Genomic DNA, 14,823 nt, shown 5'->3' with positions numbered 1-14,823 from the left:
ACGGCCTCCCCCCCCTTCCCCCCCCCCCCCCCCAGCGCCAGTGCCGCGCCGAGGTCGGCGAGCAGCTTGCCCGTCGCTTCGTCGGTGAGCTTGCCGTCGGCGAACCTGTTCTGCGCCTGGGCGATCATGACTTCGGGCTTGTTGACCGGGCGGCCGTCGAGGAACACCAGCGTCTGGCGCAGCTGGTACTGCGCGCGCGCCGTGCCGAGCACGCCCATCGAGGCGCCGAACAGCGCGACCGGCTTGGCGGCGAAGGGTTGCGGCGTCATGCGCGACAGCCAGTCGATGGCGTTCTTCAGCACGCCCGAGATGCCGTAATTGTATTCGGGACTCACCAGCACGAGGCCGTCGGCCTCCAGCATGGCCTTCTGTGCGGCCTGCACCTTGTCGGGGAATCCCTTGGCCTGGATGTCGGCGTCGTAGAGCGGCCAGTCGCCGATCTCGATCATCTGGCAGGACGCGCCGGCCGGCAGCCGCTCGACGAAGGCCTGCAGCGCGAGGCGGTTGAACGACGCCTTGCGCAGGCTGCCGCAGAAAGCGACCAGTTTCAGGCTCTCGGACATGCGAAGGGTTCCTTTGTCAGCGTGATCGTTGACGGCTACATAGGTGGCCCTTGGAATGTTGGCAAACGCGGGAGCAAGGCGAAAGATGATGCGATCCGTAACGATGGCCGCCGGATTTGCGGCCGCCGCATTGGCCTTTTCCCAGCCTGCCGCCGCGCAGGACCAGCCGCCCGACAAGTGGGTGACGAGCTGCACCATGGACGGCGGCAAGGATTGCGGCGTGCAGGCGACGATCGACGGCAACAGCCTGCTCGGCCAGTTCCTCGTGATGCGCTACTCGGCGGCCTACAACAAGATCTCCGTGGTCGGCGACGGCCAGGGCGTGCGGGCCAGCGTCCAGGTCGATTCCAACCCGTTCATCTCGACCAGCATCTGCGGCCAGGGCATCTGCCAGTTCGACGACTACAAGTCGGCCGAGCTGCTGCAGCAGCTGCGCTCGGGCTCGCAGATCCAGGTCCAGCTCCAGTTGCAGGACACGATGGCCGGCCCGTTCATGCAGACGCTGAGGGGCTTCGACGCCCAATTGCAGCGGGCGCTGGCAGCCCAACGCGGCCCCTGACGTTCACATCATCGTGTCATCGCGGTGGAACCCGTTGCCGCGATGATGCCGGCCCGCGCTCGCCGGCCGCGCGGTGTCTGGTGATTCGGCCGGCTTCACCGGAGGGACGTTCATGACCAAGATTTTCCGCAGGAGCCTTCTCAGCCTCGCCGCCGTTGCCGCGCTGTCCGCCGCCCCGGCCTTCGCCGAGACGCAGACCTACAAGGCCACGCTGAACGGCGCGAGCCAGGTGCCGCCGGTCACGACCAAGGGCACGGGCGCCCTCACCGCGAGCTACGACACGGCCACCAAGAAGCTCACCTGGTCGGTGACCTATGCCGACCTGAGCGGCCCGCCGACGGCGGCGCATTTCCACGGCCCCGCGGCCGCCGGCGCCAATGCCGGCGTGGTGATCCCGCAGAAGGACGGCCTTGCTAGCCCGATGAAGGGCGAGGCGACCCTGACCGACGCGCAGGCCGCCGACCTCATCGCCGGCCGCTGGTATTTCAACATCCACACGGATGCGAACAAGGGCGGCGAGATCCGCGGCCAGGTCCTGAAGTAGGCTTGCGAGAAACCTCGCGCGTTGCTTCCCCCTCCCAGCCTCCTCCGTTTGACGGGAGAGGTGGCCCCGGCGCTGTTTACAGCGCCTTTGGCCGGAGGGGAAAGCCACAGTCGAAGCGCCAAGCGCCTCTTACTGCTGACGGCGGTACAGGAAGCAGTTGTCGGCCTTGGGCATCTTGATGCCTTCGTAATAGGTCATCGCCGTCGGGGCCGAGAGGAGCAGGGTGGTCGTGTTGGCGCCACCCGCTTCCGTGCGCGTCATCTCGATCAGGCGGCGGCCGATGCCCTGGCCCTGGCAGGCCTTGTCGACCGCGAGGTCCGACAGGTAGCAGCAGAAGCAGAAATCGGTGACCGAGCGGGCGAAGCCCACCAGCCTGCCGTCCTGGCGCGCGGTCAGGATCAGGTTGGCGTGCTTCAGCATCTGCTCGATGCGCGGACGGTCGGTGATCGGCCGGTTCAGGCCCGACTTGGCGACCACGTCGATATATTCGTCGGCGCCGAGATCGTCCTCGCGGGCGTAGATCGTGTTCATTGCGTCAACCATCTCCTCAGGGCGGCCGAGACCTCGGCCGGTCTCTCCAGCGGCGTCATGTGCCCGCATTCCTCAATCACCACGAGGCGGGCATTGGCGATGTCGGTGGCGATCTCCTGGGCGCGCGCCAAGGGCGTGACCAGGTCCTGGCGGCCGACGATCACCACCGCCGGCATTTCGATCTCGACCAGCAGCGAGCGGCTGTCGGCGCGGCCCAGGATCGCCTGCTGCTCGCGCACGAAGCCGTCGCCGCCGATCTCGGTCGCCATGTCGAGCAGCGCCTGGGTGAGTTCCTTGTCGTCGACCCGCGAGGGATGGACGAGCTGCGGCAGCAGGGTCGGGTGCACGCCATGGAAGCGGCCGATGCGGGTCTGCTCGATGAAGCCGCGCCGCCGCGCCGCCGTCTCCGGCGAATCGGGGCCGGCCTGCGTGTCCATCAGGGCGATGCGCTCGACCCGCTCGGGTGCGCGACGGAAGATCTCCAGGGCGACGTAGCCGCCCATCGAGAAGCCGCAGAGCGCGAAGGTCGGCGGCGCCAGGCTGAGCGTCGCCTCGGCCATTGCCGCCATCGTGTCGTGGTGCCAGAGTTCGGGGATGGTGAAATCGGCGATATCGGCCAGCGCCTCGACCTGGGGGTCGTAGACGCGGCGCGTGTTGAGCAGGCCCGGCAGAAGCACGAGCGGAGAACGCGGCATGGCGGGCGGCCTCAGATCTGGATCTGGTTGCCGAGTTCGATAGCGCGGTTGGGCGGGATGCGGAAGAAGGTCTTGGTGGCCGAGGCTGAATGGGAGAGCGAGATGAACCAGTCGCGGCGCCAGCGGCCGAGCTTGGAATGCTGCGACGGCACCAGGGTCTCGCGACCGAGGAAGAACGAGGTCTCCATCTCGTCGTAGGCGATGCCGTGCGGGCGGCAGGCGCGCAGCGCCTCGGGAATGTCGGGCTGCTCGGTGAAGCCGTAATGGGCGATCACCGTGTGGAAGCCCTTGCCCAGCCGCTCGACCTCGACCCGGTTGGCGTCGGACACGAAGGGTACGTCCATCGTGTCGACCTGCAGGATGATGATGCGCTCGTGCAGGACCTTGTTGTGCTTGAGATTGTGCAGGAAGGCGGCCGGTGTATGGGTCGCATCGGCGGTCAGGAAGACGGCGGTGCCGGCGACGCGGTCGGGTGCGCGCTCCATGCGCTCGAGGAACTGCCTGAGCGGCAGGGAGCCTTCGCTCAGCTCCGTGGCGACCAGCCGGCGGCCGCGCCGCCAGGTCATGATGGTGAAGTAGATCAGCGAGGCCACGATCAGCGGGAGCCAGCCGCCGTCGGGGATCTTGAGCGCGTTGGCGATGAAGAAGGCGAGGTCGGGGATGGCGAGGAAGCCGAACACCGCCGCAGCGAGCGGCCACGACCACTTCCACACCAGGATCGCAACCGCCATGGCCAGCGCCGCATCGACCAGCATGGCGCCGGTGACGGCGAGACCGTAGGCGCCGGCCAGCGCGCCCGAGGAGCCGAAGCCCACGACCAGCGCCACGACGCCCGACATCAGGAGCCAGTTCACCCGCGGGATGTAGATCTGGCCGATCGCCGTCTCGGACGTGTGGTGGATCTCCATGCGCGGCAAATAGCCGAGCTGGATCGCCTGCCGGGTCAGCGAGAACACACCGGTGATGACCGCCTGCGAGGCGATGACGGCGGCCAGGGTCGAGAGCACGACCAGGAAGATGATGTAGTCCTTCGGCACGAGCTCGAAGAAGACCTGATGCACGAGCCCGGGGTTCTCGATGATCAGTGCGCCCTGTCCGAAATAGTTCAGCAGCAGGCCCGGCATGACGAGGCCGAGCCAGGCGGCGCGGATGGGCTTCCGGCCAAAATGGCCCATGTCGGCGTAGAGCGCCTCGGCGCCGGTGACCGCCAGCACGATCGAACCGAAAGCCCAGAAGATGCCGAAGCCCTGGTCGGTGACGAGGTAATAGGCATGGAGCGGGTTGATCGCCGCGAGGACCGAGGGATTCTTGACCACCTGCCAGGCGCCCAGCACGCCCAGCACGACGAACCACACCAGCATCACCGGCCCGAACAGCCGGCCGACATCGGCCGTGCCGCGCGATTGCAGCATGAACAGGCCGACCAAGATGATCAGCGACAGCGGCAGCACGAAGGGCGTGAACGCGGGCGCTGCCGCCGACAGGCCCTCGACGGCGCTCATGACCGAGACGGCCGGGGTGATGATCGCGTCGCCGTAGAACAGCGCCAGCCCGATCACCGCCAGCACCACGATGGAGCGGCGAACCTTCGCTGCCTTGCCGTTCAGGCCGCGCGTCGCGAGCGTCGCGAGCGCCAGCACGCCGCCTTCGCCCTTGTTGTCGGCGCGCATGATCAGCACGACGTACTTGATGGTGACGGTCAGCGTGACCGCCCAGAACAGCATCGAGAGCACGCCCAGCACATGCTCGCGCGTCGGCGCCATCCCGCTGCCGTGCACGAAGGTCTCGCGCAGCGCATAGAGCGGGCTGGTGCCGATATCGCCGAAGACGACGCCCAGCGCACCAAGTACCAGGGCGGCACCCGCCGGATGGGGGGCGTGCTGGCTGCTGGTGGCGGCGGCTTCGGGAGACGAGGATTGGCTGGTTTCGGCTGGTGCCATGATCACAAACGCCGCCTCGGACGGCGGCGCGGCGAGGGTTTGCGCTTCGCCCTTCGCGCTGTCAACGAGCCAAATAAGGCACCGTTGCGACGAAAGCGCTTGACTTGGGACGACCCTCCGGGCGGCCTTGGGGATAGGGAGGGTCCCCATGCAAAAACCGGCACAAAAACCTGCCGAAGACCATGCCGATGTCAGCCAGCCGCGGCTTTATCGCGAGGACAGCTGGGAGCCGCATTTTGCCCGGCTGAGGCGGGAGGACCCGGTCCATTGGCATCCGGAGAGCCCGTTCGGCCCTTACTGGTCGGTCACGCGCTATGCCGACATTACTAAAGTCGAACTCGATCCGGCGACCTTCTCCTCGGCCTCCGAGCTGGGCGGCATCCAGATCACCGACCAGCCCCAGGGCGAGGAGCTGCCCAACTTCATCCGCATGGACCCGCCGCGCCACACCGCCCAGCGCAAGACCGTGGCGCCGATCGTGGCCCCGTCCAACCTGGCCAACATGGAAGGGCTGATCCGCCGGCGTACCGCCGACGTCCTGGACGGCCTGCCGCGCGGAGAAACCTTCGACTGGGCCGACCGGGTCTCGACCGAACTCACCGCCATGATGCTGGCGACCCTGTTCGACTTCCCGCAGGAGGACCGGCGCAAGCTGACCCACTGGTCCGACGTCGCGATCTGCAACATCGAGGCCGACGACGCGGTCGTGAAGACCAACGAGGCGCGGATGGCCGAGCTGCGTCACATGGCCGAGACCATGGCGGCACTCTGGCAGGAGCGCGCGGCGCGGCCGCCGACCTTCGACCTGATCTCGATGATGGCGCACAGCGAGGCGACGAAGAACATGCCGACGCGCGAGTTCATCGGGAACTTCGCGCTGCTGATCGTCGGCGGCAACGACACGACGCGCAATTCGATGAGTGCCGGCCTGATGGCGATGCTCGACAATCCGCAGGAGGTCGAGAAGGTGAAAGCCGATGCGTCGCTGATGCCGAGCCTGGTGTCGGAGACGATCCGTTGGGCCACACCGGTGATCCACATGCGGCGCACTGCGCGCACGGAGTGCGAGCTGGGCGGCAAGCAGATCGGTGCCGGCGACAAGGTGGTGATGTGGTACGTCTCGGGCAATCGCGACGAGACGGCGATCGACGAGCCCGAACGCTTCCTCGTCGGCCGGCCGAAGGCGCGCCAGCATCTTTCCTTCGGCGCCGGCATCCATCGCTGCGTCGGCGACCGGCTGGCCGAGATGCAGATCAGGATCCTCTGGGAGGAACTCCTGAAGCGCGACCTCCAGATCGAGGTCGAGGGCCCGCCGGTGCGCCTCTACTCCAATTTCATCCGCGGCATCCGCTCGCTGCCGGTCAGGATCAGGAGCTAACGAGCCGTCCCATTGGAGCGCGCCAATCCAGTGGCGCTCAAGCTCATGAAGCGCCACTGGAGTGGCGCGCTCCAATGATTATGAGGCGTTGCGAATGGTCTTAACGCCCGCGGCGAAAGCCTGCTGCAGCAACCACACGTCGCCCGCGATCGAGACGAAGTCGTAGCCGAGCTTCACGAAGTGGGCGGCCTGCTTGGCGTCGACGGCGAGGCGGCCGGCCGACTTGCCGTGCTTCTTCGCCGCCGCGATCGTCGCCTGCTCGGCGGTGAGGAAGTCGGGATGATCGAAGGCGCCGGGCTCGCCCATGGCGACGGTCATGTCGTTGTGGCCGAGCCACAGCATGTCGACGCCGGGCATCGCCGCGATCTCGTCGGCCGCGGCGGCGCCGCGCGGATCCTCGACCTGCAGGATGATGGCGGTGCGCGCATTCTGTTCGGCGAAGCGCGGCAGCAATGGCTCGGAGCGCATGGCGAAGCGCTCGTGCGCGAGCCCCAGCGCCACGCCGCGCGTGCCGTCGGGCCAGTACTTGGCGGCGTCGAGCACCGCCTTGGCCTGCTCGACCGACGACACGATCGGCACCATCACGCCGTCGGCGCCGGTGTCGAGCGCGCGGGAGATGTGATGACGCGATTGCGAGGGCACGCGCACGACCAGCGGCAGGTTTGCAGCCTGCATGTAACGCACGACCTGGCGGACGGTATCGAAGCCGAAACCGGTATGTTCCATGTCCAGCACGGCGAATTCGGCGCCCGCCGCCTTCAGGATCTGGCCGATTCCCGGCGTGGCGAACTCGAACAGGAAGGTGCCGATCTTCGTGGGCTCGGTGCCGACCAGCGCACGCAGGCCGTTACTCGTTCCATTACTTGTCATTGTCATTTCCCCCCATAAGGTCCCGATGCTAGCGTGGGACGTCCCCACCAGACATCTACTTTAGGGAGAGAATCATGAAGCTCTATTACATGCCCGGCGCCTGCTCGATCGGCATCCATGTGCTGCTGGAGGAAATCGGCAAGCCCTACGACCTGCACAAGGTCGACGGCGCCAAGCAGGAGCAGTACGGGCCGGAGTTCGTGGCGCTCAACCCGAAGTCGAAGGTGCCGACCCTGGTGCGCGACGGCGGCGACGTGCTGACCGAGTTCCCCGCGATCGCCGTGTGGCTCGCCCGCAAGAACCCCGAAGCCGGCCTGCTGCCGTCCGACGCCGACGGCGAGGCGCGCGCCCTTGAGGCGATGGATTATGCCGTGTCGACCATGCACATGCAGGGCTTCAGCCGCATGTTCCGTCCGGCCAACTTCTCCTACACCGACGCCGACCACGACAAGGTCAAGGCGCGCGGCAAGGAGATCATGGAGAAGGGCCTGGCGCTGATGGACAAGGCGCTCGAAGGCAAGGAGTACCTGGCCGGCAAGTTCTCGGTGGCCGATGCCGCGCTCTTCTACGTCTCCTTCTGGGCGGCCGGCCGCATGAAGATGCCGCTGCCAAAGAACGTCGCCGCTCACTACGAGCGCATGAAGGCCCGCCCGGCCGTGCAGCGCGTGCTTGAGCAGGAAGGCCTTTCGGCCGCGGCCTGATATTCGCGATCCCGGACCGTCCCGCATCGGCGGGGCGGTCCGACCGCGATCCTTCGACGGTGGTTCACGCCGTCCCGCGCTGAGCTAAGCTCGCGCCATGTCCTTGCCCGCCTCCCTTCGTGATCGTCTTCGCCTGCCGCTGATCGCGGCGCCGATGTTCCTGGTCTCCGGTCCTGCCCTAGTGACGGCGGCCTGTCGCGCCGGTGTCATCGGCTCGTTCCCGACCGCCAACTGCCGCACCGTCGAGGAGCTCGACGTCTGGCTGGCGGGCATGGTCGAAGATGCAAAGCGCGCTGCCGATACGGAAGGACGTGCACCGGCGCCCTGGTGCCCCAACCTGATCGTGCATCGCTCCAACCCGCGCGTGCCCGACGATCTCGCGGCCGTGCTGCGTCACAAGGCCGAGATCGTCATCACCTCGGTCGGCTCGCCCGAGCCCGTGATGAAACCGTTGAAGGATGCGGGCTGCCTCGTGCTGGCCGACGTGGCCTCGGTGCGTCACGCCGAGAAGGCGGTCGCGGCAGGTGTCGACGGGCTGGTGTTGCTCACGGCCGGCGCGGGCGGACAGACCGGATGGGTCAATCCCTTCGCCTTCGTGCGGGCGGTGCGGAAGTTCTGGGACGGGATCGTCGTGATGGCGGGCGGCATGGCCGACGGTCATGCGGTTGCGGCGGCCGAAGTCCTGGGTTGCGACCTCGCCTACATGGGCACCAAGTTCATCGCGACACGCGAGAGCCTGGCCAAGGACGCCTACAAGCAGATGCTGGTGTCGAGCCGGCTCGACGACGTGCTGCTGACGCGCGCCTTCACCGGGCTTGAGACCAACATGCTGCGGCCGTCGATCGCCGCAGCCGGTCTCGATCCAGACAATCTGCCGGTGCGCGGCAGCATCGACATCGCCAAGGACATCAACGCCGCCGAGCGCGACCGGCCCGACGCCAAGCGCTGGAAGGACATCTGGAGTGCCGGCCACTCCGTTTCGGGTGTCGCCGACGTGCCGTCGGTCGCCGAGCTGGTCGAGCGGACAGTGGATGAGTATGTGGCCGCTGGGGGCGCGTCACTCCAGTGACGCGTCATTTCTGGAGGCACGATCGCGCCACTGGAGTGGCGCGCCCCCAGCTTACTGCGGTTCGATCTTCGCGAGCTTGATGTACTTCGTCCAAAGCTCGCGTTCGCGCTTCACGAAGGCGTCGGCCCGGGCGATGTCCCAGTCGGGCGGCGGCGGCGTGATGCCGATCTCGATCAGGCGCTTGTGCACCTCGGGCTTGTGCAGCGCGGCCATCACCCAGCCGGCGAGCTTGCGCTGGATCTCGACCGGCACTTCCTTGCGCACCGTGAACGACAGGAACGCGATCGCCTCGAAGTCGGGATAGGTCTCGGCGATCGCCTCGAGATCGGGATATTGCGGCGCGCGCTGCGCCGATGTCACGGCAAGGGCGCGCACCTGGCCCGAGCGCACATAGCTCTCGCCGATGACGATGTCGGGGAAGGTGACGTGGATGCGTCCGCCGATCAGGTCCTGGATCGCGGGCACCGCATCCTTGTAGGCGACCTCCTCGAACTTCACGCCGCTGCGCTCGGCGAACAGCGCCGAGGGCACGCGCGAGGAGGTGTTGCCGAAGCCCGAGAAGACCGGCTCCCGCTGCGCCTTGGCCCAAGCGACGAATTCCTTCACCGATTTGTACGGCGCGTCCTTCGCCACCAGCATGAAGCCCGGGATCGTGCCGTCGACCGCGACCGTGGTGAAGTCGTCGGGATCGTAGGTCATCTGCTTGTAGAGGCTGGGATTGGCCGCGAGGCTCGAGGTCGAGCCGTGCAGCAGCGTATAGCCGTCGGCCGGCGCGTTCTTGACGATCGCCGTGCCGATCATCGCCGTCGCGCCGGGCTTGTTGTCGATGATGAAGGTCTGCCCCGCCATCTTCTCGACCTCGTGGGCGACGATGCGCGAGACGATGTCGCCCGAGCCGCCGGGCCCGAACGGCACGACGACGCGCACCGGTTTGGTCGGCCAGTTGGTGTCCTGCGCGCGGACCAGGGAAGGGACCGCCGACGCAAGCGGCAGGGTGCCCAGCAGGGCGAGAGCGTTTCTCCGTTTCATCCCGCCAGCGGAGACCGCCAGCGGCTGCCCGTCAATGAAGCTGATAAAGACCTGATGCGAATGTGAATTCGGCCGGCTTGATGAGCTGCGTGTTGGCGACGGTCACCTTGTGCAGCTTGCCGTCGAGATTGCGGTCCCAGAAATCGAGAAACTTCGTCAGGGCGGGGAAACGAGGGGCCAGATCGAGATTCTGCCAGAGGAAGCTCTGCAGGACGTGCTTGTGATCGGGCATCCAGTAGAGGATTTCAGCGGTCGTGATGCGATAGTTATTGAGCTGCGCAACAAAACTGCGATCCATTTAGGCTCTCCTTGACACGGTGCGCCTGTAGGAATAGTCACGCACCCTTGCCGGGAAATCAGCAAAAATCGTTCCAGATCAAAGAGTTAGCAGCACTCGTGGTCGATTGCTGCTAGTGCGAACCTACTTTCGGAACCTTTTGCAGGCTGCCTTGACTCAGGCTGCCTACAACCCTAAATCCCGTGCGCCATTGGCACTCACCCCGTGTGAGTGCTGACAGCAATCCATTCGCCGCGGCCGTCCGGTCGTGCAGGTCAATCGATCACTGGAGGAAGAACCATGAAGTTCCGTCCGCTTCACGACCGAGTCGTGGTCAAGCGCGTCGAGGAAGAAGGCAAGACCAAGGGCGGGATCATCATTCCCGACACGGCCAAGGAAAAGCCGATGGAAGGCGAGATCGTCGCCGTCGGTCCGGGCGCCCGCGACGAGAAGGGCAACCTGGTCGAGCTCGACGTCAAGAAGGGCGACCGCGTCCTGTTCGGCAAGTGGTCGGGCACCGAGATCAAGATCGACGGCCAGGATCTCCTGATCATGAAGGAATCCGACATCATGGGCATCATCGAAGGCTCCGCCTCGATGAAGAAGGCCGCCTAAGGCGCCGCCTCCCATCATCCGAATCAATCACAACATTCGAGAGGAATAGAAAATGGCAGCCAAGGAAGTCCGCTTTAGCGCCGACGCCCGCCAGCGCATGCTGCGCGGCGTCGACATTCTCGCCGACGCGGTGAAGGTCACACTCGGCCCCAAGGGCCGTAACGTCGTCATCGACAAGTCGTTCGGCGCGCCGCGCATCACCAAGGACGGCGTCACCGTCGCCAAGGAGATCGAGCTCGCCGACAAGTTCGAGAACATGGGCGCCCAGATGGTGCGCGAAGTGGCCTCGAAGACCAACGACATCGCCGGCGACGGCACGACGACGGCGACCGTTCTCGCCCAGGCGATCGTGCGCGAAGGCGTGAAGTCGGTCGCGGCCGGCATGAACCCGATGGACCTCAAGCGCGGCATCGACCTCGCGGTCGAGGCGGCCGTCGAGGACATCAAGGCGCGCGCCAAGAAGATCACGGGCACGGACGAAGTCGCTCAGGTCGGCACCATCTCGGCCAACGGCGACAAGTCGATCGGCAAGATGATCGCCGAAGCCATGAAGAAGGTCGGCAACGAGGGCGTCATCACGGTGGAAGAGGCCAAGAGCCTGGACACCGAGCTGGACGTCGTCGAGGGCATGCAGTTCGACCGCGGCTATCTCTCGCCGTACTTCATCACCAACGCCGACAAGATGATCGCCGAGCTCGACTCGCCGTACATCCTGCTGTTCGAGAAGAAGCTGTCGGGCCTGCAGGCGATGCTGCCGGTGCTCGAGGCCGTCGTTCAGTCGGGCAAGCCGCTGCTGATCATCGCCGAGGACGTCGAGGGCGAGGCCCTGGCGACCCTGGTCGTGAACAAGCTGCGTGGTGGCCTGAAGATCGCCGCCGTCAAGGCGCCGGGCTTCGGTGACCGTCGCAAGGCGATGCTCGAGGACATGGCGATCCTGACCGGCGGTCAGCTGATCTCCGAGGACCTCGGCATCAAGCTCGAGAACGTCACGCTCGACATGCTCGGCAAGGCCAAGAAGGTCCTGGTCGAGAAGGAAAACACCACGATCGTCGACGGCTCGGGCAAGAAGGCGGACCTCCAGGCCCGCATCAGCCAGATCCGCGCGCAGATCGAGGAGACCACCTCGGACTACGACCGCGAGAAGCTCCAGGAGCGCCTGGCCAAGCTCGCCGGCGGTGTTGCGATCATCAAGGTCGGCGGCGCCACCGAAGTCGAAGTGAAGGAGAAGAAGGACCGCGTTGACGACGCCATGCACGCCACCAAGGCTGCGGTGGAAGAGGGTGTCGTCGCCGGCGGCGGTTCGGCCCTGCTCTACGCGATCCGCGCGCTGGACAAGATCCGTACCGGCAACGACGACCAGAAGGTCGGCATCGAGATCGTGCGTCGTGCGCTGCAGGCGCCCGTCCGCCAGATCGCCGAGAACGCCGGCTACGACGGCGCCGTCGTTGCGGGCAAGATGCTCGAGCAGAAGGACTCGAACTTCGGCTTCGACGCCCAGAAGGGCGACTATGTCGACATGATCAAGTCCGGCATCATCGATCCGGTCAAGGTCGTCCGTACCGCCCTGCAGGACGCCGCCTCGGTGGCCGGCCTGCTGGTCACGACGGAAGCCATGATCGCCGAGAAGCCGGAGAAGAAGGCCCCGATGATGCCGCCGGGTGGCGACGGCGGCATGGGCGGCATGGACTTCTAAAGTCCATTCTTCTCGAAGAAATGCGGAAAGGCCGGGGAGCGATCCCCGGCCTTTTCTTTTGGGAGGTTGTATAGTTCCAGCCAGCGGGAGGGCTGAAGACATGCGATGGCTCTGGGTGGCTGCTGGTGTGTTGCTCGCGTTGCCCGCCAACGCTCGCGAGGCTCAAGACTACAAGGCCAGCGAGACGTCGATCGTGAGCTGTATCGAGGCGGCCGAAGCGTCTCTGCTTCAAACCGGCACGGACATCACTCACCAGTGCATCGGCATAGAAACGCGAAACTGCATGATCAGTACCGAAGACACCTATCAGCCCCATAAACGAATGTTCTGCGCCTCCGCGGAGGCCGAGATCTGGTTCAAGCTCACGCAGGATGCGTTTGCGGCTCTGATTGCCCGTTACACGAAGCATGATGCGGAGGAGAGCAAAGTACAGACCGGCGTCGAATACGAGCCTGTCGTTCCTGCTTTGAAGCAGGCGCACGAAGCCTGGGAGCAGGGCAAGGACTGCGAGTTCGCCCGGATTCAACCGGGCATGGGCACTGACAGAATCGATGCGCCTGCGCGGTGCGGACGCGATCAAGCGGCGGCGCGCGCTCTGACGTATCGTCGTTGGCTCAGAGGGCAGCCTTATTGACCGGTAGCGCTTCCTACCCCGTGTCCGTGAAGGGCGTGCTGATCCACGACGGCCGCGTCCTGTTGTTGCTCAACGAACGGAACGAGTGGGATCTGCCGGGTGGCCGGCCCGATCCGGGCGAGGATCATCGCGCGGCGCTGATCCGCGAGATGCGCGAGGAGACGGGGCTGGCGGTCGCGGTCGGTGCGCTTGTCGACGAGCATCTGTTCGAAGTGCTGCCGCAGCGCGTCGTGCGCATCGTGGCCTATGCCTGCGCGCTCGAAGCGGAGGGCACGATTGCCCTCAGCCATGAACATCACGAAGCGAGCTGGATCGAACTCACGGTGCTCGGCGAGCGGGTCGCCGGGCGCGTGTTGCCGGCGGGCTATCTCGGCGCGATCCGCCAGGCTGCCTGCCAGCCTTTGTCGCCGTAGCTGCGGCTCGTCTCGACCTTCAGGAATCGGTCGTGCGCCGCGGCGGCGCCGAGCCACAGTTCGTTCCAGGCGTCGAAGCCGGCCAGCGGAGCGGCGAGCTGAAGCTCGCGGGCGAGCTTCCAGCCGTCCATGCGCACGGTGACCGCGCCGTCCTTTTCCTCGGTGACCACCTCTTCGCCCTCGGCGGCGAGGATCGCGGCCAGCCAGCGGGCGAACAGGCGGGCGCTCTCGAGGTCGCCGGTCTCGACGTCGGTCGGCAGGTCGAGGTCGCGCGCCGTCTCCTCGTGGAACTGCAGCCCGACCAGGCGCGCCACGCGGCCCATCTCGGTCTGCGCGTCCTTCGGCCCGAGCAGGTCCTGCAGCACCGGCAGCATGGTCTGCACATAGCCCATCGCGTAGGAGCGGAAGGTGCGCAGGCGGCGCTCCTCGGGCCAGTTCGCGGTCTCGAGCTTCGGCTGCGTCTTCCAGTCGATGCGCGGCATCTCCTCGTCGTAGGCGAAGCGCACGCGCTCCTCCTCCTTCAGGGGACGGCCGTAATCGTAATAGTAGCCTTCGAGGCCGGGCTTGCCGTCGACCGTCATGCCGGTGCAGACGAAGCCGAGGCCCGGATTGTTCAGCGAGATGCCGTTATGGCCGTGCCAGCCGTGCAGGAAGGCCGCCGACACTTCGTGCGGCACGGCGGCGATGGCGGTGCCCTTCCAGATCCAGCGCGGCGGCGGATAGCGCACCCAGGCCTTGCTGTCGCTCTCGCGAAGATAGCCGGTCTTCACGCCGCCCAGCGCGTTGGAATGATAATGATAGAGCGCGCAGGCCGGCGCGTCCTTCTCGCCCGCGAGGCCGAGCTTCTGCAGGCCCGGTTTGAACTTCTCCAGATGCTGCTTGCGGAAGTGGCGGAAGATGTACTCGCGCGCCGTATCGCTGCCGCGCCGCGAGACGAGGCCGAGGACCAGCGCCGTCATCAGCGCATTGTAGAGCGTGCCGACCGCCCTGTAAGCGGCCGCCTCAGCCCCCCGTGCCTCAACCATGATGGCCGTCGATCAGGATTGCCTTCGAATGGCCGGCCTTCAGCCGCATCGCGAGAACCGGTGCGTACTCTTCCGAATGATAGAAGCGCTCGGCCTTGGCGCGGTCGGGGAATTCCAGCACCACGACGCGCGCCGGTGTCCAGCCGCCTTCGAGGCTGGTGCAGTGGCCGCCGCGCACGATGAACTTGCCGCCGAACTTGGAGACGAGGCCCGGCGTGTGCTTGCGGTACTCCGCCATCAGCTCTTCGTCCTTGGTGTCGATCTCGACGATTATGTAGGCCGTCACG

Annotated in this window: 18 protein-coding genes; 9 read left to right on the top strand and 9 right to left on the bottom strand. The window is 66.3% G+C overall.

Features of this window, described 5'->3' with window-relative positions; genetic code table 11:
- A partial coding sequence (locus tag AC1ROX_RS27760) for an NADPH-dependent FMN reductase (protein ID WP_493131418.1) occupies positions 1-563 on the bottom strand: 563 nt, incomplete at its 3' end.
- Positions 564-648: 85 nt separating this feature from the next.
- Between AC1ROX_RS27760 and AC1ROX_RS27755 the strand changes: the two genes are divergently transcribed.
- Both AC1ROX_RS27755 and AC1ROX_RS27750 read left to right on the top strand, forming a co-directional pair.
- Positions 649-1,122 carry a hypothetical protein gene (locus tag AC1ROX_RS27755; protein WP_493131416.1) on the top strand — a complete coding sequence of 158 codons (474 nt, stop codon included), beginning with the start codon at positions 649-651 and terminating at the stop codon, positions 1,120-1,122.
- Between the two features lie 112 nt (positions 1,123-1,234).
- Positions 1,235-1,666, top strand: coding sequence for a CHRD domain-containing protein (locus AC1ROX_RS27750; protein ID WP_493131414.1), 432 nt, complete (start codon positions 1,235-1,237; stop codon positions 1,664-1,666).
- A 129-nt stretch (positions 1,667-1,795) separates the two neighbouring features.
- Here AC1ROX_RS27750 and AC1ROX_RS27745 read toward each other — a convergent pair whose 3' ends face one another.
- Genes AC1ROX_RS27745 through AC1ROX_RS27735 form a run of 3 tightly spaced genes read right to left on the bottom strand, consistent with a single transcriptional unit; the run spans position 1,796 to position 4,832 of the window.
- Positions 1,796-2,197, bottom strand: a complete 402-nt coding sequence (locus AC1ROX_RS27745) for a GNAT family N-acetyltransferase (RefSeq protein ID WP_493131412.1) — start codon at positions 2,195-2,197, stop codon at positions 1,796-1,798.
- Positions 2,194-2,892 (bottom strand): alpha/beta fold hydrolase, encoded by a 699-nt coding sequence (locus AC1ROX_RS27740; RefSeq protein ID WP_493131410.1) that lies wholly within the window; start codon positions 2,890-2,892, stop codon positions 2,194-2,196. The genes AC1ROX_RS27745 and AC1ROX_RS27740 overlap by 4 nt, the downstream gene beginning before the upstream one ends.
- An 11-nt stretch (positions 2,893-2,903) precedes the next feature.
- Positions 2,904-4,832 (bottom strand): potassium transporter Kup, encoded by a 1,929-nt coding sequence (locus AC1ROX_RS27735; RefSeq protein WP_493131408.1) that lies wholly within the window; start codon positions 4,830-4,832, stop codon positions 2,904-2,906.
- A 148-nt stretch (positions 4,833-4,980) separates the two neighbouring features.
- On the opposite strand from AC1ROX_RS27735, the gene AC1ROX_RS27730 reads away from it, so the two are divergent.
- Positions 4,981-6,210, top strand: coding sequence for a cytochrome P450 (locus AC1ROX_RS27730; RefSeq protein WP_493131406.1), 1,230 nt, complete (start codon positions 4,981-4,983; stop codon positions 6,208-6,210).
- Between the two features lie 78 nt (positions 6,211-6,288).
- Here AC1ROX_RS27730 and AC1ROX_RS27725 read toward each other — a convergent pair whose 3' ends face one another.
- A complete protein-coding gene (locus tag AC1ROX_RS27725; RefSeq protein ID WP_493131404.1) occupies positions 6,289-7,080 on the bottom strand; it encodes an HpcH/HpaI aldolase family protein in 792 nt (263 codons plus the stop codon).
- Between the two features lie 74 nt (positions 7,081-7,154).
- Between AC1ROX_RS27725 and AC1ROX_RS27720 the strand changes: the two genes are divergently transcribed.
- Entirely contained in the window at positions 7,155-7,781 is a 627-nt protein-coding gene (locus AC1ROX_RS27720; protein ID WP_493131402.1) for a glutathione S-transferase family protein, read from the top strand.
- 97 nt (positions 7,782-7,878) lie between these two features.
- Entirely contained in the window at positions 7,879-8,850 is a 972-nt protein-coding gene (locus AC1ROX_RS27715; protein ID WP_493131400.1) for an NAD(P)H-dependent flavin oxidoreductase, read from the top strand.
- Positions 8,851-8,901: 51 nt separating this feature from the next.
- Here the strand turns inward: AC1ROX_RS27715 and AC1ROX_RS27710 are convergent, their stop codons facing one another.
- Together AC1ROX_RS27710 and AC1ROX_RS27705 are read right to left on the bottom strand one after the other, a co-directional pair.
- Positions 8,902-9,879 carry a Bug family tripartite tricarboxylate transporter substrate binding protein gene (locus tag AC1ROX_RS27710; RefSeq protein ID WP_493131398.1) on the bottom strand — a complete coding sequence of 326 codons (978 nt, stop codon included), beginning with the start codon at positions 9,877-9,879 and terminating at the stop codon, positions 8,902-8,904.
- 31 nt (positions 9,880-9,910) lie between these two features.
- On the bottom strand, positions 9,911-10,177 hold the full coding sequence (locus tag AC1ROX_RS27705; RefSeq protein ID WP_493131396.1) for an usg protein: 267 nt from the start codon (positions 10,175-10,177) through the stop codon (positions 9,911-9,913).
- 279 nt (positions 10,178-10,456) lie between these two features.
- Between AC1ROX_RS27705 and groES the strand changes: the two genes are divergently transcribed.
- From groES to AC1ROX_RS27685, 4 genes are all read left to right on the top strand, one after another.
- Positions 10,457-10,771: a co-chaperone GroES gene (gene groES / locus AC1ROX_RS27700; protein ID WP_493131394.1), complete on the top strand. Its 315-nt coding sequence runs from the start codon at positions 10,457-10,459 to the stop codon at positions 10,769-10,771.
- Between the two features lie 52 nt (positions 10,772-10,823).
- A complete protein-coding gene (groL, locus tag AC1ROX_RS27695; RefSeq protein ID WP_493131392.1) occupies positions 10,824-12,464 on the top strand; it encodes a chaperonin GroEL in 1,641 nt (546 codons plus the stop codon).
- 100 nt (positions 12,465-12,564) lie between these two features.
- Positions 12,565-13,098 carry a hypothetical protein gene (locus AC1ROX_RS27690; RefSeq protein ID WP_493131390.1) on the top strand — a complete coding sequence of 178 codons (534 nt, stop codon included), beginning with the start codon at positions 12,565-12,567 and terminating at the stop codon, positions 13,096-13,098.
- Positions 13,095-13,511 (top strand): NUDIX hydrolase, encoded by a 417-nt coding sequence (locus AC1ROX_RS27685; RefSeq protein WP_493131388.1) that lies wholly within the window; start codon positions 13,095-13,097, stop codon positions 13,509-13,511. The genes AC1ROX_RS27690 and AC1ROX_RS27685 overlap by 4 nt, the downstream gene beginning before the upstream one ends.
- Here the strand turns inward: AC1ROX_RS27685 and AC1ROX_RS27680 are convergent.
- Together AC1ROX_RS27680 and AC1ROX_RS27675 are read right to left on the bottom strand one after the other, a co-directional pair.
- On the bottom strand, positions 13,463-14,536 hold the full coding sequence (locus AC1ROX_RS27680) for a hypothetical protein (protein ID WP_493131386.1): 1,074 nt from the start codon (positions 14,534-14,536) through the stop codon (positions 13,463-13,465). The genes AC1ROX_RS27685 and AC1ROX_RS27680 overlap by 49 nt on opposite strands.
- The gene (locus AC1ROX_RS27675; RefSeq protein WP_493131384.1) at positions 14,529-14,822 is read right to left on the bottom strand and encodes a DUF1330 domain-containing protein; all 294 of its coding nucleotides are present in this window, start codon (positions 14,820-14,822) and stop codon (positions 14,529-14,531) included. Before AC1ROX_RS27675 ends, AC1ROX_RS27680 begins: the two co-directional genes overlap by 8 nt.
- Position 14,823: the final 1 nt, after the last annotated feature.

It is taken from the genome of Reyranella sp. GW821-FHT14A01, assembly GCF_058803965.1.
This window is presented reverse-complemented; position numbering and strand designations above follow the sequence as displayed.